General features: G+C 64.9%; 15 protein-coding genes. 12 read left to right on the top strand and 3 right to left on the bottom strand.

The window, feature by feature from the left end:
* Window positions 1-5: 5 nt before the first annotated feature.
* Genes ACSQ19_RS18540 through ACSQ19_RS18530 form a run of 3 tightly spaced genes read right to left on the bottom strand, consistent with a single transcriptional unit; the run spans window position 6 to window position 3,463 of the window.
* Window positions 6-1,685: a pseudouridine synthase gene (locus tag ACSQ19_RS18540; protein ID WP_435999054.1), complete on the bottom strand. Its 1,680-nt coding sequence runs from the start codon at window positions 1,683-1,685 to the stop codon at window positions 6-8.
* Window positions 1,682-2,506 (bottom strand): SMC-Scp complex subunit ScpB, encoded by an 825-nt coding sequence (scpB, locus tag ACSQ19_RS18535; protein WP_435999052.1) that lies wholly within the window; start codon window positions 2,504-2,506, stop codon window positions 1,682-1,684. Before scpB ends, ACSQ19_RS18540 begins: the two co-directional genes overlap by 4 nt.
* Window positions 2,507-2,557: 51 nt before the next feature.
* Entirely contained in the window at window positions 2,558-3,463 is a 906-nt protein-coding gene (locus ACSQ19_RS18530; RefSeq protein ID WP_296281214.1) for a segregation and condensation protein A, read from the bottom strand.
* Between the two features lie 373 nt (window positions 3,464-3,836).
* Between ACSQ19_RS18530 and ACSQ19_RS18525 the strand changes: the two genes are divergently transcribed.
* From ACSQ19_RS18525 to ACSQ19_RS18470, 12 genes are all read left to right on the top strand, one after another.
* Window positions 3,837-4,136, top strand: coding sequence for a YciI family protein (locus ACSQ19_RS18525; protein ID WP_299343294.1), 300 nt, complete (start codon window positions 3,837-3,839; stop codon window positions 4,134-4,136).
* Entirely contained in the window at window positions 4,133-4,402 is a 270-nt protein-coding gene (locus tag ACSQ19_RS18520; protein WP_435999049.1) for a BolA family protein, read from the top strand. The genes ACSQ19_RS18525 and ACSQ19_RS18520 overlap by 4 nt, the downstream gene beginning before the upstream one ends.
* 87 nt (window positions 4,403-4,489) lie before the next feature.
* Entirely contained in the window at window positions 4,490-6,751 is a 2,262-nt protein-coding gene (locus ACSQ19_RS18515; protein ID WP_436040794.1) for a glycoside hydrolase family 3 N-terminal domain-containing protein, read from the top strand.
* A 182-nt stretch (window positions 6,752-6,933) separates the two neighbouring features.
* Window positions 6,934-7,962, top strand: a complete 1,029-nt coding sequence (locus ACSQ19_RS18510; RefSeq protein ID WP_296281206.1) for a LacI family DNA-binding transcriptional regulator — start codon at window positions 6,934-6,936, stop codon at window positions 7,960-7,962.
* Window positions 7,963-8,058: 96 nt separating this feature from the next.
* On the top strand, window positions 8,059-11,106 hold the full coding sequence (locus tag ACSQ19_RS18505) for a TonB-dependent receptor (protein ID WP_435999047.1): 3,048 nt from the start codon (window positions 8,059-8,061) through the stop codon (window positions 11,104-11,106).
* Between the two features lie 66 nt (window positions 11,107-11,172).
* Entirely contained in the window at window positions 11,173-12,696 is a 1,524-nt protein-coding gene (locus ACSQ19_RS18500; protein ID WP_435999045.1) for a tryptophan halogenase family protein, read from the top strand.
* 54 nt (window positions 12,697-12,750) lie between these two features.
* Window positions 12,751-13,125, top strand: a complete 375-nt coding sequence (locus tag ACSQ19_RS18495) for a hypothetical protein (protein ID WP_435999043.1) — start codon at window positions 12,751-12,753, stop codon at window positions 13,123-13,125.
* Window positions 13,126-13,183: 58 nt separating this feature from the next.
* Window positions 13,184-16,186, top strand: a complete 3,003-nt coding sequence (locus ACSQ19_RS18490) for a TonB-dependent receptor (RefSeq protein WP_435999041.1) — start codon at window positions 13,184-13,186, stop codon at window positions 16,184-16,186.
* 120 nt (window positions 16,187-16,306) lie between these two features.
* Window positions 16,307-17,920, top strand: coding sequence for a glucoamylase family protein (locus tag ACSQ19_RS18485; protein ID WP_435999039.1), 1,614 nt, complete (start codon window positions 16,307-16,309; stop codon window positions 17,918-17,920).
* Window positions 17,921-18,001: 81 nt separating this feature from the next.
* On the top strand, window positions 18,002-19,282 hold the full coding sequence (locus tag ACSQ19_RS18480) for a sugar ABC transporter substrate-binding protein (protein WP_435999037.1): 1,281 nt from the start codon (window positions 18,002-18,004) through the stop codon (window positions 19,280-19,282).
* The gene (locus ACSQ19_RS18475) at window positions 19,279-20,163 is read left to right on the top strand and encodes a carbohydrate ABC transporter permease (protein ID WP_435999035.1); all 885 of its coding nucleotides are present in this window, start codon (window positions 19,279-19,281) and stop codon (window positions 20,161-20,163) included. The genes ACSQ19_RS18480 and ACSQ19_RS18475 overlap by 4 nt, the downstream gene beginning before the upstream one ends.
* Window positions 20,160-20,981 carry a carbohydrate ABC transporter permease gene (locus ACSQ19_RS18470; RefSeq protein ID WP_296281199.1) on the top strand — a complete coding sequence of 274 codons (822 nt, stop codon included), beginning with the start codon at window positions 20,160-20,162 and terminating at the stop codon, window positions 20,979-20,981. The genes ACSQ19_RS18475 and ACSQ19_RS18470 overlap by 4 nt, the downstream gene beginning before the upstream one ends.
* Window positions 20,982-20,999 lie beyond the last annotated feature (18 nt).

The raw sequence follows: 20,999 nt of genomic DNA, 5'->3' as shown, positions 1-20,999 counted from the left end.
TCGCTTCAGCCGTGGCCACCGCCGCGGGGGCCGCGCTGGCCGCCACCGCCGGGCCTTCCACCGCCTCCACCCGGTCGACCGCCAGGACCACGGCCGCCTGCAGGACGACCGCCCGGCCCTGGCCGCGGACCGGCCTGCTGCGGGCGATTGCCGCCGCCAGGCCGTCCCTGCGGACGCGGGCCGCGCGGCTGCTGGCCGTACGGATTGAAACCGGGGTTGGCATGGTCGGAGGGAAAGCTCGGCGCGCTGGCCGGGTGGCCGTACGGACGCGCCGCACGTTGCGGCTTGCCGGCGCCCTGGCCGCCACGCGGTCCACGTTCGGCGCCGAATCCGGGGCCGCGTTCGTTGCCGAAGCGGTCGCCGCCGAAGCCGCCCGGGCCGCCGCCCGGGCCACGCTTGCCAGCGCCGCCACCGGGCTTGCCACCGGCACCGGGACGTCCGCCGGGCTTGCCGCCGTAGGGCTTCTTCGGACCGCCGGGACCGGCGTTGCGATGCCCGGCAGGACCGGTGTCCACGCCGTCCGGCACGTACCAGCTGCGGAAGGCGGCCGGATTGCCATCGGGCAACGGCTTCGGGCCCTTGGGCGTGCGCTGCTTGAACGGGCGCTGCGACTGCTTGGCCGCCTGTTCGCCGCTGACGGTCAGGCCGCCGTGCGGCTTCTTGCCGCGACCGCCACGACCGCGGTCTTCGCGCACGTGGTCGAAGCGTCGCAGCTCGCGGCCTTCGTCGGCGCTGTTGTGGCCGTTGACGTAGGCGCTGCCGCTGCGGCCGCCGCCGACGTGCACGGTCGACTTGGCCGCCTTGCGCTGGCCGATCACCGGCTGCAGCGTCAGGGCGGCGGGGGTGCCGACATCCAGTCCCAGGTCCTTGCGCAGCGCTTCGACCTGCGCATCCGGCAGTTCCTGCGTCTGGCCGCGCAGCAGCGGCTGCGGCAGGCTGACCTTGCCGTAGCGCACGCGCTTCAGGCGGCTGACCTGGCAGCCCTGGGATTCCCACAGGCGACGCACTTCGCGGTTGCGGCCTTCCTTGACCACCACGCGGAACCAGTCGTGCGAATCGGTGCCGCCGATGCGCTCGATCTCGTCGAACTTCGCCGGGCCGTCCTCCAGCGCCACGCCGCGGCGCAGGCGGTCGACGATGTTGTCCGGCACGCTTTCCTGGCCTTCCGGCGCACGCACGCGCACGACGTATTCGCGCTCGACCTCGTAGGAGGGGTGCATCATCGCGTTGGCGAGTTCGCCATCGGTGGTCAGCACCAGCAGGCCGGTGGTGTTGATGTCCAGGCGGCCGATGGCGATCCAGCGCGCGCCCTTCAGTGCGGGCAGCGCTTCGAAGATCGTCGGGCGGCCTTCGGGATCTTCACGGGTGGTGACTTCGCCTTCCGGCTTGTTGTAGATCAGCACGCGCGAGGGTTCGGTCAGCGCGCTGGCGACGAACGTCTTGCCGTCCAGCTCGACGCGGTCGCCGCCCTTGACCGACATGCCGGTCTGCGCGGTTTCGCCATTGACCTTGACCAGGCCGTCGGCGATGCGCTGTTCGAGCGCGCGGCGCGAGCCCAGGCCGGCCTGGGCCAGCACCTTGTGCAGGCGTTCCTCCAGGCGGGTGGTTTCCGGCGTCTCGGCGCCTTCGCCGCGCTTCAGCGACAGCTTGCCCAGGGGGGCTTTCTTCGGGGGGGTGTTGCTCATTGTTTCTGCTCCGACGGTGCCTGGTCTTCCTGGTGGGAAGCAGCGGCGTCGTCATCTTCGGGTTGAGGTGCTTCGTCGTCCCCGGCGTCGTCGCCGGTTTCATCCGAGGGGGTGTCTTCGTCGGCATCGGCAGATGCCGGGATGTCCTGTTGTTCGTCGTCCTTGTCGCCGTGCTCGTCCACGTCTGCGTCCGCGTCCTGCGGGCTTTCAAGCCCGGTGTCGTCGACGGCATCGCCGCTGGCGATGCTGACCGGCAGCGGCGCGCCATCCAGCGGCAGCTGCGGTTCCAGTTCGCCGATGTCCTTCAGCTCGGACAGCGGCGGCAGTTCGTCCAGCCGCTTCAGGCCGAAATAGTCCAGGAAAACCTTGGTCGTGCCGAACAGCGCCGGCTTGCCGGGCACGTCGCGGTGGCCGACGACGCGGATCCACTCGCGCTCTTCCAGCGCCTGGATGATGTTGCTGCTGACCGCCACGCCGCGAACCTGTTCGATCTCGCCGCGGGTGATCGGCTGGCGGTACGCGATCAGGGCCAGGGTCTCCAGCGTGGCGCGCGTGTACTTGGTTTTGCGCTCGGTCCACAGGCGCGCGACCCACGGATGCACGTCGGCCTTGACCTGGTAGCGGTAGCCCGAGGCGACCTCCACCAGTTCGACGCCGCGGTCGGCGCAGGCGGCGGCCAGATCCTCGAGGGCCTGCTCGACGCTGCCTTCCGGCGCCGGCTCGTCCTCGGGGAACAGGCCATGCAGCTGCGCCAGCGTCAGGGGCTGGGTGGCCGCCAGCAGGGTGGCTTCCACGATGCGGTTGATGAGCGATTGATCCATGCGGTCCTGTCGTTCGGAAGTGCGGCGGGGCGTTCGTGGCCCCGGCCGGGTTCACTGGCTGTCGTTGGCGGCGTCGCTGTCGTCGAATTCGCTGGAGAACTGCAGCGGTTCGTTGGTGTTGTTCAGTGCCAGCGACTTGATGTAGATCGGGGCGAGCGGAGCTTCCTGCACGATGTCGAGCAGCTGCTCCTTGGCCAGTTCCAGCATGGCCAGGAAGGTCACCAGCACGCCCAGCTTGCCTTCCTCGGGCGTGAACATGCTTTCGAAGCGATGGAACTTGCCGTCCTCCAGCCGCGTCAGCACGTCGCCCATGCGCTGGCGCACGCTGAGCGCCTCGCGCTTGATCGCGTGGCCGGTGAACAGCTCGGCGCGCTTGAGCACGTCGTGCAGCGCCAGCAGCATTTCCTTCAGTTCCACCGGCGGCGGCAGCTTGACCGCGGCGCGATCCGGCACGTCGGCGTGCACCGGCGTGGTGTCGCGGTCCTGGCGGGGCAGGGCGTCCAGGTCCTCGGCGGCCTGCTTGAAACGCTCGTATTCCTGCAGGCGGCGGACCAGTTCGGCGCGCGGGTCGCCTTCCTCGCCTTCCTCGCTGACCGGCCGCGGCAACAGCATGCGCGACTTGATCTCGGCCAGGATGGCGGCCATCAGCAGGTACTCGGCGGCGAGTTCGAACCGCAGTTCCTGCATCACGTTGATGTAGTCCACGTACTGCCGGGTGATCTCGGCGACGGGGATGTCAAGGATGTCCAGGTTCTGCCGCCGGATCAGGTACAGCAACAGGTCCAGCGGACCTTCGAACGCATCCAGGATGACTTCCAGCGCATCCGGCGGGATGTACAGGTCCTGGGGAATCTGCAGAACAGGCTGGCCATGCACCACCGCCAGCGGCATTTCCTGCTGCTGGGGGCGCGTGGTCGGGGGTTGTGGGTTCGCGTCGGACGCGAGTTCTGGGCTCATCAAGGAACAGCCATCATGCGGGTCACCCTGCGGGCCTGCCCGAGGCAGGACGGCGCGGCACCGGCAATGCACCAACCATCATCTACGCGTCGCAGGGCGAACGCTTCCCTTACAGCAACCGGCAAAGCACACCGCAGGAATGCGGGGAGCGAACAGCGAGGTCGTCGGGCGCGGGCGGAGGGGGGCAGCGAATCGAACGTCCAGGAGGTCCCTCGACAGGGCAGGGAGGCCGGCGTGGCCGGGTTTTCCCCTGGACGGGCCGCTGCTTCCGGCCGTGCAATGGAGGACAGGGTAAGCGTTGGCCCTGACCGTGTCCAGCACCCGCCGCGCGGGTCGCACGTACAATTCAGTCTTCGCCCTGGGAGTGAACACCATGTGGTATGCCATTGAAGGCCATGACGGGACCGATGTCCTTCCGTTGCGCTTGGCCTCGCGACCGGCGCACCTGGCGCGCCTGACCGCCCTGCGCGACGAGGGGCGCCTGCTGCTCGCCGGTCCCTGCCCGGCGATCGATGCCGAGGATCCGGGTCCGGCCGGTTTCAGCGGCAGCATCGTCATCGCCGAATTCGATTCGCTGGAAGACGCGAAGGCCTGGGCCGATGCCGATCCCTACGTAGCCGCAGGCGTCTATGCCCGCGTCGATGTCCGGCCGTTCCGCAAGGTCCTGCCGTGAATCGGGTGGAGCGCATCCGGGCAGCTCTCGAATCCGCCCTGCGGCCGCTCGCGCTCGAGGTCGACGACGACAGTCACAAGCACGCTGGCCATGAGGGCGCCCGCGATGGGCGTGGGCATTTCACGGTGCGGATCACCAGCGAGGCCTTCGCCGGCAAGGTGCCGCTCGCCCGCCACCGGGCCGTCTACGCAGCCCTCGGCGACATGATGCAGACCGACATCCACGCCCTGGCCATCGAGGCCCGCACCCCCGACGAATCGCGCTGAGGGACTGCCCGCATCTGGCAGCGCGACATGCAGGGTGCGATGAAAACGTTTACATTCGCCCCCCTCCGATAGGCCGGGAGGGCCCCCATGAACCTGAAACCCCTCGTTTCGCCGCGACCCCTGCTGATCGGGATGTTCGCCGCGCTCTTGTCGGCGCCCGCCGTTGCGACGCCTCCGGTCTATGCCACGCCCGAAGAGAAGGCGTTCGTCGACGCCCTGCTGGCGAAGATGACGGTGGAGGAAAAGCTGGGCCAGCTGAACCAGCCGCCAGGCGTCGGCAACAACACGGGCCCGGCGGCCATGGCCGGCAACGAGGACCAGATCCGGCGTGGCGAGATCGGCTCGTACCTCGGAACCCAAGGCGCGGCGTTGACCTGCCGCCTGCAGAAGATCGCCGTCGAAGAGTCCCGGCTCGGCATTCCGCTGCTGTTCGGTTACGACGTCATCCACGGCCACCGCACCGTGTTCCCGGTGCCACTGGGCGAATCGGCCAGCTTCGACCCCGCGGAAGTGCAGCATGCCGCCCGCGTCGCCGCGATCGAAGCGTCGGCGCATGGCATCCACTGGACCTATGCGCCGATGGTCGACATCTCGCGCGATCCGCGCTGGGGCCGGGTGGTCGAGGGCGCAGGCGAGGACCCTTACCTGGGTTCGGTGCTGGCGGCCGCGCGTGTGCGCGGTTTCCAGGGCGACGACCTGCGCAAGCCGGATGCGGTGCTCGCCACCGCCAAGCATTTCGTCGCCTATGGCGCGGCCGAGGCGGGGCGCGACTACAACGTCGCCGACATTTCCGAGCGCACGCTCCACGAGCTCTACCTGCCGCCGTTCAAGGCTGCCGTGGATGCAGGTGCGCAATCGATCATGGCGGCCTTCAACGAGATAGCCGGCGTCCCGATGCACGCGCACCGGCCGCTGATCGAGGACCTGCTGCGCAAGGAGTGGGGCTGGGATGGGCTGCTGGTCAGCGACTACACCGGTGTGATGGAGCTGATGCCGCACGGCATCGCCGCGGACCGCAAGCAGGCCGGCGCGCTGGGCTTGCGGGCCGGCGTGGATGTCGACATGGTCAGCCAGATCTACGTGAAGGATCTTCCCGCCGAAGTTAAGGCGGGCAGGGTGCCGATGGCGCAACTGGATGCATCCGTGCGTCGCGTGCTCAACGCGAAGTACCGGCTGGGCCTGTTCGACGATCCCTACCGCTCCTGCACGCCGGATGGTGCCCACGAGCGCGCGATGACGCTGACCCCTGCGCATCGCGCCGATGCGCGCCGGATGGCGCAGAAGTCGCTGGTGCTGCTGGAAAACGACAACGACGTGCTGCCGCTGTCCAAGTCCGTGCGCACGCTGGCGGTGATCGGGCCGCTGGCCGATCACCGCCGCGCGATGCTGGGCAACTGGGCGGTGGCGGGCAAGGAAGAAGATGCCGTCACGCCGCTGGAAGGCCTGAAGGCCACGCTCGGCAATGGCACCCGCATCACCGTGGCGAAGGGCGCCGAGATCGATGGCCAGGATACGTCCGGCTTCGCCGAAGCGGTGGCGGCGGCGCAGAATGCCGACGCGGTGGTGATGTTCCTCGGCGAACATCCGGACATGAGCGCCGAGGCGAACAACCGCACGACGCTGGACCTGCCGGGTGTCCAGGAGCAGCTCGCCCTGGCGGTGGCAGCGACCGGCAAACCGGTGGTGGTGGTGCTGTTGAACGGCAGGCCGCTGTCGATCGGTCGCCTGAAGGGCAAGGTGCCGGCCATCCTCGAAGCCTGGTTCCCGGGCGTGGAGGGCGGCCATGCGATTACCGACGTGCTGTTCGGCGACGTCAATCCGTCCGCCAAGCTGCCGGTGACGTTCCCGCACAACGTCGGTCAGGTGCCGATCTACTACGCGCACAAGAACACCGGCCGTCCGCCGCGCGAGGAAGAGAAGTACACCAGCAAGTACCTCGACGTCCCGTGGACGCCCCTCTACGCGTTCGGCCATGGCCTCAGCTATACGACGTTCCGCTACGACGCGCCCAGCGTGGCATCGCCGACGCTGAAGCTCGGCGATCTGCGGCAACGCGTCAGCGTGCGCGTCAGCAACACCGGCAAGCGCGCAGGTGAAGAGGTGGTGCAGCTCTACGTGCGCGACGACGTTGCCAGCATCACCCGTCCGGTGAAGCAGCTGCGGGGTTTCCAGCGGGTGGCATTGGCGCCGGGCGAGTCGAAGGTTGTCACGTTCGAGCTCGGCTTCGAGGATCTGGCGATGTACGACGATCGCATGCAGCGGGTGGTGGAACCCGGCACGTTCACGGTCTTCGTCGGTGGCAGTTCCGATCGCACGCGCGATGCCGCATTCGAGGTCGTGCCGAAGTAAAAGTGGGAATTGCAGCAGCGGATCATGCTGCAATGCAAAATGTTCCCGGTCGCTCGGAGGTTCATTCAAGTGCATGAATTTCCGAGGGTTTGCGTGTCGAATAACGCGGGCTTTACACGTTTCCGTGAAAACGGTTACAGTCCGCGCCACTTGCAGCAGTCATCACCGCGGAGGGGCGGGGAATGGCGCGAACCTCGGTCACCATCAAGGACGTCGCACGTGAGGCGCGGGTTTCCGTCGCCACCGTGTCGCGTGCGTTGAATGGCCACGAGAATGTCGCCGAGTCCGTCCGCCAGCAGGTGCTCGCCACCGCCGACCGCCTCCGCTACCAGCCACACGCCGCTGCGCGCAGCCTGAGCAGCCGGCGCACGCAGACCATTGGCGTGGTCCTGCCCGATCTGTACGGTGAGTTCTTCTCGGAACTGGTACGCGGCATCGACCAGGTCGCCCGCGCGCGTCGCCAACATCTGCTGGTCTCCAGTTACCACGGTCACCCGGAAGAGCAGGGCGAGGCGCTGCGTGCGATGCGGGGCCGCGTCGACGGATTGCTGGTGCTGTCCCCGTACAGCGACCGTCCTGGCTTCCTCGTCGACAACCTGCCGTCCTCCCTGCCGGTCGTGCTGATCAATACCGACGTGCAGGATGCGTCCTATCCTGCATTGACCATCGACAACTACGGCGCTGCCGTGGCAATGGTGGAACACCTGGCGAACGCCGGGCACCGCCGCATCGCCTTCATCGGTGGCCCCGAGGGCAACTTCGATGCGCGCGAACGCCTGCGCGGTTACCGCGATGCCATGGCGCGTTTCGTGCCGGGGACGCCACCGCAGGAATTCGCCGGCGACTTCAGTGAGTCTTCGGGCTATGAGGCCGGCAAGCGCATGGCGCAGTCGGCGGACCGGCCGCAGGCCGTCTTCGCCGCCAACGACATGACGGCACTGGGCTGCCTGTACGCTTTCAACGAGGCCGGCGTGCGCGTCCCGCAGGATGTGGCGCTGGCCGGTTTCGACGACATTCCGCTGGCGCGTTTCGTTCACCCGACCTTGACCACGATGCGCGTCAGTATCGCGGAGCTGGGTGGACAGGCGATGAGCCGCCTGCTGGATGCGATCGATTCCGACGGCGCGCGCGTCGCGCCGTCCGCCATGCTGATTCCAGAACTGATCGTCCGGGCTTCGAGTGTGGGAGAGGGCCGCCACGCAAAGACTTAGGTAGAGACAGGACCGCTTTTTTTTGGGCGGGGATGTAATCGATTACAAGCGGCATCAAGCCGATATGCACCACATCAATCTTTGGAGGGAGAGCCAATGAAACAGCGCAACCGGAACATGTTCCAACCCAAGCGCAAACTGCTGACGTGCGCACTGGCCAGCGTGCTGGTCGTGGCGAGCGGCCACGCGATCGCGCAGTCGTCCAACGCCACGCTGCGCGGCAAGGCTGACGCTGGCGCGCAGGTCACGGCGGTCAACACTGCTACTGGCAGCAAGCGTCAGGTGACAGCTACCGCCGACGGCAGCTACGCGTTGGTAGGGTTGCCGCCGGGTACCTATAAGGTTTCCTCGGGTGGCACCGAACGCACGGTGACCCTGCAGGTCGCGACGTCGGTGAGCCTGGATCTTGCCGGCGCTGCGCCTGCGGCACCCACTGGTGATGCCACTACGCTGGACACCGTGCGGGTTTCCGCACCGCCGCTCCAAGAGGTCAAAACCTCTGAAGTCGGCACCAACGTGTCGCTCAAGCAGATCAACACCGTCCCGCAGCTCACGCGCAACTTCCTTGAGTTCGCCGATACCGTGCCGGGCATGCAGTTCACCACTTCGCAGAGCAATGGCCAGTCGCAACTGCGCGGCGGTGCTCAAAAGACCAGCGCGATCAATGTCTATATCGATGGCGTTGGTCAGAAGAATTATGTGATGACCGGTGGCGTGTCGGGCCAAGACCAGAGTGCGGGCAATCCGTTTCCGCAACTGGCGATCGGCGAGTACAAGGTCGTGACCTCCAACTACAAGGCGGAGTTCGATCAGGTGGGCTCAGCCGCCGTCATCGCCCAGACCAAGTCGGGTACCAATGAGTTCAAGGGTGAGGTGTTCACGCGTTACACGAATACCTCAATGCGCCAGCGGACCGTCGGCGAAGAGGCTGCTGGTACCGAGAAGGACAAGACCAAGCAGAACGAATACGGTTTCGCGCTGGGTGGCCCGATCATCCAGGACAAGATGCATTTCTTCTTCAGTTACGAAGCCAAGGACTTCGTGTTGAACGTCGATCCGGTGGCGGTGCCTTCGAACCGGGGCAGTTATCAGGATTTCCTGCCGGATCGCATCCGTGCGCAGTACGGGCCCACGACGTCGCCGTTCGCAGAGGATCTCTACTTCGCAAAGATCAGTTGGGATGTCGGTGACAACGACCGCCTTGAGCTTTCCGCCAAGTATCGCGATGAAGAGGCTGTCAGCGGTAATGGCGGCACCACGACGGACAGCGCTGCAAAGGTCAATTTCAATACCGAGAAGCGATACGACCTGCGCTGGATGCACTATGGAGACTCGTACCTCAACGAAGCGCGCGTGACGTATGAGGATGCGCTGTTCAACCCCGCTGCTTACATTATTGGCAACCAGTCAGTCTTCACGCGCGGGCTGCGCGAGAGCGAGGTGCTGATTACCAGTGACTCGACCAGCGCGCTGTCGATCCAACGTAAAGGCCAGAAGGGCCCTGCGTTCCAGAACGACTTGACGTTCAACTCGTTCGAGTGGATGGGCGACCATGTTGTCAAAATGGGTGTGAAGTACAAGTCGGTCGAATTGACGCAGAGCGAGAACTCCGCCATCAATCCGACCTTCCGTTACGCGGTCAACGACGGGTCGGAGACGCCGAGCGCGTACCTGCCGATCGGCACGAACACGATTCCTTATCAAGTGAACTTCAACGCTCCGTTCGAAGGGGCCTCGCCGATCGTCACTACCAAGGCGAAACAGTATGGGCTCTATATCCAGGATGACTGGGATGTCACAGATCGCCTGCAGCTGAACCTTGGCTTGCGTTGGGACTACGAGGAAATTCCGTCCTACTTGGATTTCCAGACGCCCCAGGAGGTTGTCGATGCACTGTATGGTCCTGGTACGGGTAGCAACTCGGGCGGCGTCTACGCGGACCAGCTGCGCGCCGGCGGCGTCAACATCGAGGACTACATCAGTACCGGCAACAACCGTAAGGCAGACAAAAACAACTGGGCGCCCCGTCTGGGCTTCTCGTACGATCTGACCGGCGACGAACGCTGGGTGCTGTTTGGCGGTGCGGGGCGTAGCTACGACCGCAACCTGTACGACTACATGGGTCTTGAGCAGGTTAAGTCGGCACTTTCGACGTACCGGATCAACTTCGTCGAGAGCTCGGGTTGCGCGCCCATATCTGCTACTTGCGTCAACTGGGATCCGCGGTACCTCAATGGCATGGATGAGCTCTATTCGCTGGTCGACGCGCGCAACCGCAATGGCGAGATCGACCTGATGAACAACGATTTGGTCACGCCGTATTCCGACCAATACTCGTTGGGCATCCGTGGCACGATCGGCGAATGGAACACGTCGGCGACGGTGGCATATGTTCATAGCAAGGAAGGATTTGTTTTCACCCTGGGCAACCGCTACCCGAATGGCAACTTCTACGATGCGCCGTCCTGGAACGCCAACGATATCGCCCAGCCGTGGGAGCACTCGCCGCCCGGCTTCGGCTCACTCATCCTTGGCGACAACGGCATCGAGACAAAGACGACGCAATTGCTGCTGTCGGCAGATAAGCCGTACACCGAAGAGTCGGGCTGGGGCTTCACTGCTGCGTATACGTTCTCGCGTGCAAAGGGCAATCGTGGTGGCGACGAACATTATTCTTTCGACGCAGCCACCATTGAGGACTATCCCTTCATCGATCTGAAGGCGGTTTCGCGGCATCGCTTGGTGATGACCGGTATCTACGATCTGCCATGGGGCATCACTGCATCCGCCAAGGTCACACTGGCTACGCCGCCGCCAGGTAATCTCGTCGTGGGTTGGTGGGAGTACGGTTCCGCGACGCCCGTGCCGCCGTTGATCGTGTCGGTTGATACTCCCGGCACGCTCGGCACCAAGCAGCTTGACCTTTCGCTGTCCAAGCGCTTCGATATCGCAGAGGACATGACGTTCGAGGTCCGCGCCGACATGATCAACGTAACTAACGCGGCGAACTACAGCACATACCGTACCGCCTTTGGTACCGGTGGCGTTTACGATCCCGAAACGAGCGTGGTCAGTTCCGGGCTCGGCGTCACGAGCTACACGCCGCCGCGTACGCTGTTCGTTAGTGCACGTCTGACCTGGTAACAGGACGGCGTCATCGGTCATGTTCGGGACCCGCGCAAGCGGGTCCCGTCATATGGGGGAGGGGAGATGGACGGGAATGCGATTCGCGAGGTCGTCGTGGTGGGCGGTGGCTCCGCCGGCTGGATGGCGGCGTCGGCACTGGTCCGGCATCTGGACAGAAGCTGCAAGGTGCGGCTGGTGGAGTCGGACGAGATCGGCATCGTCGGCGTCGGCGAAGCGACCGTGCCGCACATCCGAACGTTCAACGCGCAGGCACTCGGGCTGGATGAGGCCGAGTTCGTGCGTGCCACGCAGGGCACCTTCAAGCTCGGCATCGAGTTCCGCGACTGGGCGCGCGTCGGCGACCGCTATATGCACGGCTTCGGAACGGTCGGCCACGATCCCGGCCCCGCCGCTTTCCATCACTACTGGCTGCGCCTGCTGCTGGCAGGCAAGGACGTGGGCGATATCGGCTCCTATCAGTTGCAGACGCTCGCGTCGCGCGAAGACCGGTTCCTGCCCGGCGCCAACGACGTACCGCCGACGTCGCCGCTCGCCAACGTCGCGTATGCCTATCACTTCGATGCGACGCTGTACGCCCGCTACCTTCGCGCATTCGCCGAACGCTTGGGTGTCGAGCGGGTGGAAGGAAAGGTGGTCGACGTGGAACGGGTGCCGGAAACGGGATTCGTGAGCGCTGTGGTAATGGAAGACGGTCGCCGCGTCACCGGCGACCTCTTCATCGATTGCTCCGGCTTCCGCGGGCTGTTGATCGAACAGGCGCTCCAGACCGGTTACGAGGACTGGAGCCACTGGCTGCCCTGCGACCGTGCGGTCGCCGTTCCCTGCGACCGCGTCGGCGATCCCACGCCTTACACGCGATCCACCGCGCGTACCGCCGGCTGGCAATGGCGAATTCCGTTGCAGCACCGCACCGGCAACGGCATGGTCTACTGCAGCGATTTCATGAGCGAAGACGAGGCGATCGGAACGCTGCTGGGCAACCTCGACGGAAAGCCGCAGGCAGAGCCGCGGCCCCTGCGCTTCGTCACCGGCAAGCGGAAGCAGTTCTGGAACCGCAATGTCGTCGCCATCGGATTGGCCAGCGGGTTCATGGAGCCGCTGGAATCCACCAGCCTGCTGCTTATCCAGACCGGCATCCTGCGCCTGCTGGACATGTTCCCGCATCGCGACATGGATCCGGGGCTGGTGGCGCGCTACAACGCGCGTACCCACTTCGAATACGACCATATCCGCGACTTCCTGATACTGCATTACAAGGCCGTCGAACGCGACGAGCCTTTCTGGCGGCGATGCCGGGACATGCCGATTCCCGATACGTTGCAGGCGAACCTGGACCTGTTCCGCGCTACCGGGCGCTTCTACCGTGACGGCGAGGAATTCTTCGCGCTGCAGAGCTGGGTGCAGGTGATGTTGGGGCAGCGGATCGTGCCGCATGCGTATTCGCCCCTTGTGGATCGCATGCCGGAGGAGGATGTGGTTCGGTTGGTGGCCAGTGTCCGCGAGACGCTCCAGCGATGCGTGCAGGCCATGCCCAAGCATCAGGCCTTCATCGACCGTCATTGCCGGGCCCCTGCGACGGTGTCGTGAGGGCGGGCGTGGGGCGAGTGCTGGGAGCTGGACACGCCACGAATCTACGTTGCGATGCAGCAGAAAACGGCTGGAATTTTCCCTTTTTGTCCGCGGCCTGCAAGGCGCGAAGGGGATCGCAAGAACGCTTTTGCCACCCCTGCTGAAAACGGTTACATTGCCTACAGTGAAGGTCAGCCGTGGAGGGCGGACATGACGCACGGGTGGCTCACCTGCGAGGCGCGCAAAGGGTGGCAGGTCATGACGCGACGTCCTGCCTGGTCATTGAGCCGTCAACGCATGGCCCATCCCGTGGATTTTCTCTGGCACGCGACAACGCCACGAAGCGGCATGCCTGCGGGCGTGTCCGGCACATCCATCAGACGGACGGGCGCGGGGAGCGTCACGGTACACGGCAGCGATGCCGCTTTTTTGGTGCGAAAGATGTAATCGATTACACGCGGCATGAGTGTCGCAAACGTTGTACCCATCCTGGAGGGGAGACCGCATGAAGCATCACGGCCGCAACACGTTCCAACTCAATCGCAAACTGTTGTCCTGCGCACTGGCGAGTTGCCTGGCGATGGCGGCACCCCATGCGCTTGCGCAGTCGACGTCCGCCACGCTGCGAGGCGCGGTTGCCAGCGATGCCACCGTCACCGTGATCAACGTGGATACCGGTCTCACCCGCAGTGCGAAGGCGACCAATGGCAGCTACAACATCGGTGGTTTGCCGCCCGGTGCGTACCGCATCGAGGTGACGGCCGGCGGGCAGACCAGCAGCCGTGCGGTGACGTTGGCGGTCGGCCAGACGGCAACCTTGAATCTTGAGGGATCCGCCGCCCAGGCGCCCGCCGGCGACGCCACCACGCTCGATACGGTTCGCGTGACCGCGCCGATGCTGGTGGAGACAAAGACGTCGGAAGTCGCGACCTACGTGTCCAACAAGCAGATCGAACTGCTGCCGCAGAATTCGCGCAATTTCCTCGCGTTTGCGGACACCGTGCCGGGCATGCTCTTCACCACGCCGCCGAGCGGGCAGGAGAGCCAACTTCGCAGTGGCGCGCAAGGCGCCAGCAACATCAATGTCTACATCGACGGCGTGGGCCAGAAGAACTACGTCACCCCGGGTGGCATCACCGGACAGGACGACAGTGAAGGCAATCCGTTCCCGCAACTCGCCATCGGCGAGTACAAGGTCATCACGTCGAACTACAAGGCCGAGTACGACCAGATCAGCAGTGCGGCGGTCACTGCCGTTACGAAGTCAGGCACCAACGAGTTCAGTGGAAGTTTCTTCTGGGATCGCACCAGCGAGAAATGGCAAAGTCCGACGCCCCAAGAGAAGCGTTTGGGGGCCGAAGCCATCGAGCGTGTGGAGCAGTATGGGCTTTCGGTCGGTGGCCCCCTGATTCGCGACAAGCTGCATTTCTTCGTTACTTACGAGGCGAAGGACATCCTCCGCCCTGCGCTCATGCTGCTGCCCACGGACGCTGCCGGCGCCAACCTGCCGTCGCAGATCCTTGCGCCGTACGACAATCTCTACAGCCGTCCCTTCAACCAGGATACCTACTTCGGAAAGTTGAGCTGGCAGGCAAGCGACAATCACCTGGTGGAGTTCTCGGCACGCCGGCGCGACGAAGTCGGTGTTTCGGGCATCGGTGGCGTCAACCTGCCCGAGGCCGGTACCGGCCTGGTCAACGATGAGACGCGTTACGACCTTCGATCGGTCTACTCGGCCGAGCGCTGGATGAATGACGCGCACATCACCTTCGAGGAATCGTCCTACAACCCCTCTCCGTTGGTGAATGCGCCCAGCAGCCGTTACACCATCGTCAATCCGCGTAATCCGAGCCAATTGGACCTGGTCGTGCTGAATGCCGGCGGCGGACCCAATTTCCAGGACAAAGGCCAGAAAGGCTGGTCGCTGCAGAATGACTTCACGTTCTACGGGTGGGAGGGACACACCCTCAAGGCCGGCATCAAGTACAAGCGGGTCGACCTGACGGCGTTCCAGCAGTTCCCGCCCTATCCGCGCTACTGGTACGACGTCAACGAAAGCCTGACGCAGCCATACCGCATCGAGTTCACGACAGCGCGTCTCGGTCGTGACCCGTTCGTGGAGTCCGCCAACAAGCAGTTCGGCATCTACTTCCAGGACGACTGGGCCGTCACTGACAAGCTGACACTCAACCTTGGCGTGCGCTGGGACTACGAAGAAATCCCGAGTTACACCGACTATCGCCTTGATCCCCGCATCGCCACCGCGTTGCGTGGCTGGACCAACATCCGCGATACCGACTACGACATCGAGGATTACATCAGCGATGGCAGCAATCGCAAGGACTTCAAGGGGGCCATCCAGCCACGCCTGGGCTTCTCCTATGACCTGACCGGCGATCAGCGTCATGTGATCTTCGGTGGTGCAGGCCGCGCGTACGACCGCAATCTGTTCGACTACATGGCGCGCGAATACTACGGCGGTGCGTTCACCACTTACAGCATCCGTTTCCCGACGCCACTGCATCCCTGTGCCGCCAGCGCAAGTTGCATTCCTTTCAATAGCGCGTTGCTGACTCAGGCAGGCCTGGACGCCTACAGCGCCGCCAATCCGACGGCGGGCGGCGAGGTCAATCTGCTCAATAACGATCTCAAGACCCCGTATTCCGACCAGTTCAGCCTGGGCATGCGCAACATCGTCTCGCTGTGGGGCCTCGACTGGAACACGTCGGTCACGCTCTCCCATATACGCAGTCGCGACGGCATTTACTCCCATTTGGGCAACAGGCGTCCGAATGGAACGTTCCATGAGTTCGAGGCGCTGGGCCAGACATGGGGCGGGGCGCCGTTCGGCTTCGCCATCCCCGGTTACGGCAGTCTGATCCTCGGAGACAACGGCTTCGAGTACAACCTGAATTCGCTGCTGCTCTCCATCGACAAGCCGTATACGGCGGAATCGCCGTGGGGCTTCAATGCGGCATATACCTACAGCGATGCGGAAGAGAATCGCCCGAACGCATCGACTGGCGAGACTTATCTCTTCGACTACGCTTTCGCGAATGACCAGATGTACACCTCGACCGGCGTGCCGAAGCATCGCCTTGTCCTGAGTGGCATCTACTCGCCGGGCTGGGATGTCGTGTTCAGCGGCAAACTGGTGCTGGCAACACCGATTCCGAAATCCGGTACGAACTGCCTGAATTCGCTGCCTGCGCCTGCAGCCAATTATCTGTGCTTCTACGATCCGTATACGCCCAATGGCACCATCGGCTTCAAGCAGTTCGACTTTGCAGCCGAGAAGCGGTGGCATACCGGCACGGACCTGAGCTTCAAGGTCCGGGTCGATCTGATCAACGCGTTCAACTGGAGGAACTGGAATCAGTACGACGGCGCGTACGGTACGGGCAACGGTGGGCGCGGCCCGGTCAATCCGAACCTGGGTAACCGCACGGGCATCGAGATTTTCGAACCCACCCGCACCTTCAAGCTCTCCTTCGGCTTCGACTGGTAATACCCACCCGCCCTCGGGCGACGTCTTCGGGCGTCGCCTGACCGGCGGGTTTCTTCCACGCACGTCTGTAAACGGTTACAACGGGAAATCGCTTTGAACAAGATCACCCCAGCCCCGCGCATGTCCTGGTTCATCGGCGTCGCGCTGACTCTGTTGATCGCCGGTTGCCAGAAAGCGCCGGAAGACAAGGTCGCGCCTGCACCGGCGTCGAAGCCGGCCGTGCCTGCGGTGGCGGCCAAGCCCGAGCCTCCGGCAAAGCCGGAATTGCCGCCGCTCTTCCGCGACATCGAACGCCGCACCTTCCAGTTCTTCTGGGACACCACCAACGAGGTGAACGGCCTCACGCCCGACCGTTACCCGTCGCGTCCGTTCGCCAGCATCGCGTCCATCGGCTATGCGCTGACCGCGTATCCCATCGGCATCGAGAACGGCTGGGTCAGCCGTACCCAGGCGGTGGATCGCACGCTGACGACGCTGAAGTTCCTGCGCGACGTGCCGCAGGGGCCGCAGAAGGAAGGGAAGGGCGGCCACAAGGGCTTCTACTACCACTTCCTCGACATGAACACCGGCGAGCGCTTCAACACCTGGGTGGAACTGTCCAGCGTCGACACCTCGCTGCTGCTGATGGGCGTGCTGTTCGCGCAGTCCTACTACGACCGCGACGACGCGCGCGAGAAGGAAATACGCGACATCGCCGACACGATCTACAAGCGCGTCGACTGGACCTTCCTGCAGAACAACAAGCCGCTGATCTCGATGGGGTGGTTCCCCGAGAGCGGCGTCATTCCGCATGACTGGAAGGGCTACAACGAGGCGATGATGGTGTACGTGCTGGCGATGGCATCGCCGACGCATCCGGTCGGTCCCGAGGCCTGGGAAGTGTGGACGCGCAGCTACAGCGAGCTGTGGGGTGTGTTCCAGGGCCAGGAATACCTGACGTTCGCGCCGCACTTCGGCCACCAGTACAGCCACGTCTGGATCGACTTCCGCGGCATCCAGGACGACTACATGCGCGAGCGCGGCATGGACTATTTCGAGAACAGCCGCCGCGCCACGTACGCGCAGCGCGCGTACGCCATCGAAAACCCGATGAAGTGGAAGGACTACGGCGAGAACGTGTGGGGCCTGACCGCGTCCGATGGCCCGCAGCAGACACAGCAGGAGTACCGTGGCGAGCAGCGCTCGTTCCGCCATTACTCTGCCCGTGGCGCCGGCTTCCGCGAGAATTTCGACGACGGCACCATCGCGCCGACCGCGGCGATCGCCTCGTTGCCGTTCGCCCCGGAGATCGTCATTCCCGCGACCGAGGAAATGCATCGTCGCTACGGCGACTACCTGTACTCCAGCTACGGCTTCCTGGATTCGTTCAATCCGAGCTTCGACTACGACATCCCGCTGAAGACGGGGCGCATCGTCCCGGGCAAGGGCTGGGTGGCCAGCGACTACATCGGCATCGACCAGGGCCCCATCCTGGCGATGATCGCGAATTACCGGAACGACTTCGTCTGGAGCGTGATGAAGAAGAACCCCTACATCCGCGATGGCCTGAAGAAGGCCGGCTTCGAAGGGGGCTGGCTCGACGCGAAGACCGAGCAGGCCGCGGCCAGCGCCGCGACCGCGCCGACCGCTCCCCCCGATCTCGATGCCGCGGCGGCACGCGCACTGGGGACGGCGGAATCGCGCGCCAACCAGGCCGCACAGCCCGAGGCGGCGCGTCCGCAGCAGCCGGAGTAAGCTGCTCGCATGGATCCGCGTGCGCCAGCAAAGGTCTCTCCAGCACGCATCAGGGCCTTCTCCGGTGGAAGGAGGGCCCTGGTGCGCTGCTGTTCTTTCGTGACGCTGCTGTGCGCGCTGGCGATCGCGGGTTGCGCGCGCACGAACGACGACCGCACCGTCGTGCGGTTCTGGGTGATGGGGTATGAAGGCGAAGTCGTCGCACGGCTGCTGCCCGAGTTCGAACGCCAGCACCCGGATATCGACGTCGACCTGCAGATCGTGCCGTGGCTGTCGGCGCACGAGAAACTCCTGACCGCGTTCGCGGGCGAGTCGCTGCCCGACGTCAGCCCTATCGGCAACACCTGGATTCCCGAATTCGCGGCGCTCGGCGCGCTCGAGCCGCTCGACGACGAGATCGCGGCGACGCCTGGCTTCGACCAGCCGGACTTCTTTCCGGGCGTGTGGGATACGGGCGTGATCGACGGGCGCGCGTATGCCGTGCCCTGGTACGTCGAGACGCGCCTGCCGTTCTACCGTCGCGACATGCTGGCCAAGGCCGGCGTGCGGACGTTGCCCGCCAGTTGGGACGAATGGCGCGTCGCGATGCGGCGGGTCAAGCAGGTCGCAGGGCAGGGCAACTATTCGATCCTGCTGCCGCTCAACGAGTTCGAGCCACTGCTCAGCCTTGCCATCCAGCAGCCCGAGCCCTTGCTGCGCGACGATGGACGCTACGGCAATTTCCGCAGCGAAGGATTCAGGCAGTCGCTCGGGTTCTACAAGGAAATGTTCGACCAGCAGTGGGCGCCGGTCGTCACCAACAACCAGATTTCCAACGTCTGGGACGAGTTCGGCAAGGGGTTCTACTCGTTCTACATCTCCGGTCCCTGGAACATCGCCAAGTTCAAGGAGCGCCTGCCCGCCGCGCAGCAGGCGGACTGGGGGACGATGCCGCTACCGGGGCCCCGTGGCCCCGGCGCATCGCTGGCCAATGGCACCAGCTTCGTCGTGTTCAGGGACTCGCCGAACAAGGACGCGGCGTGGACGCTGATCGCGTGGTTGTCGTCGCCGAACGTGCAGGCCGAGTTCCACGCGCTGACCGGCGACCTGCCGCCGCGTCGTTCGCCGTGGCTCACGCCCGCACTGGCCGATGATCCCTATGCGAAAGCGTTCCGCGAGCAGCTGGAGCGTGCCGTGTCCACGCCGAAGGTGCCGGAGTGGGAGCGCATCGCCACGGAGATGCGCCTGGTGGGCGAGCAGGTCGCCAACGGCCGGCTGACCGTCGACCAGGCCGCGGAAGAACTCGACCGACGCGCCGACCGCATCCTCGAGAAGCGCCGCTGGATGCTGGACCAGCCGGGCAAGCCGGGGGCTGCGCCATGAGGTCCACGCACTCACTGGCCGGCTGGCTCTTTGCCGCCCCCGCGCTGACGGTCATCGTCGTGTTCTTCGGCCTGCCGGTGCTGGCGGCGCTGGCGCTCAGTCTCACCGACTTCGACATCTATGCGCTGGCCGACATCGGCAACCTCCGCTTCGTCGGCGTCGACAATTACGTGGGCCTGCTGCAGAACCCGATGTTCTGGAAGTCGCTGGGCAATACGGTGTACTTCGTGGTGGTCGGCGTTCCGCTATCCGTGGCGCTGTCGCTCGGCGCCGCGCTGTTGCTGCACTCGAAGCTCGGCCGCTTCAAGGGCTTCTTCCGGACTGCGTTCTTCGCACCGGTGGTCACCACCGTGGTCGCGGTCGCGGTGATCTGGCGCTATCTCTTCCACACCAAGTACGGCCTGGTGAACTGGGGGCTGTCGTGGGTTGGCATCGATCCGATCGACTGGCTCGGCGATCCCACCTGGGCGATGCCGACCATCATCCTGTTCGCCGTGTGGAAGAACTTCGGCTACAACATGATCATCTTCCTCGCCGGCCTGCAGAGCATTCCGGAAGACCTGTACGAAGCCGCGCGCATCGACGGTGCCTCGCGCTGGGCGCAGTTCCGCCACGTCACGCTGCCGCAGCTGGGGCCCGTGCTGCTGCTCGTCGGCATCCTGACCATGGCCGGGTATTTCCAGCTGTTCGCCGAGCCGTACGTGATGACGCAGGGCGGGCCGCTGGAGAGCACCAAGAGCGTGCTGTACCTGATGTACGAAGAAGGTTTCAAGTGGTGGAACCTGGGCAACGCGTCCGCGGTGGCGTTCCTGCTGTTCCTGCTGATGACGGCGGTGACCAGCGGGCTGCTGTGGTTCGCACGCAGGCGGGGTGTCGAATGAACCAGCGCGTCGCCGCCGTCACCGTCAACGCCCTGCTGGTCGCGCTGGCGATCCTCAGCATCGGTCCACTGCTGTGGATGCTGTCGGTGTCCTTCATGCAGACCGGCGAGGCGGGGCACTTCCCGCCGCCGCTGCTGCCGTCGGCGCCGACGCTCGACAACTACCGCGAGCTGTTCGTGCGCGCGGGCATGGGCCGCTACCTGCTCAACAGCTTCATCGTGTCGACCAGCGTCATGCTGCTGTCGCTGCTGTTCAACACGATGGCGGGCTACGCGTTCGCGAAGCTGCGCTTCAAGGGTAGGGACCGTACCTTCCGTGCGCTGCTGGCGGCGCTGGTGATACCGGCGCAGGTGGCGATGATGCCGCTGTTCCTGCTGCTCAAGCAGATGGGCCTGGTGAATACCTACGCGGGCGCCATCGTCCCGGGCATGGCGGCGATCTTCGGCATTTTCCTGGTCCGCCAGTACGCACGCTCCATTCCGGACGAGCTGCTCGAAGCGGCCCGCATCGACGGCGCAGGCGAGGCGCGCATCTTCTTCCAGATCGTCCTGCCCGGACTGAAGCCGATCCTGGTGACGCTGGCGATCTTCAGTTTCCTGGGCGCATGGAACGACTTCATGTGGCCGTTGATCGTCCTGAGCGACGATGCCCTGCAGACGCTGCCGGTCGCGCTGGCCGGCCTGTCGCGCGAGCACGTGATGGATTACGAACTGATGATGGCCGGCTCCGTCGTGACCATCCTGCCGGTGCTGCTGCTGTTCCTCGCTTTGCAGCGTTACTACATCCAGGGCCTGTTGCTGGGCAGTGTCAAAGGCTGATCCGAAGCGGGTCATTGT

Source organism: Pseudoxanthomonas sp. LjRoot127, from assembly GCF_964253495.1.
Classification (GTDB): Bacteria; Pseudomonadota; Gammaproteobacteria; order Xanthomonadales; family Xanthomonadaceae; genus Pseudoxanthomonas_A.
This window is presented reverse-complemented; position numbering and strand designations above follow the sequence as displayed.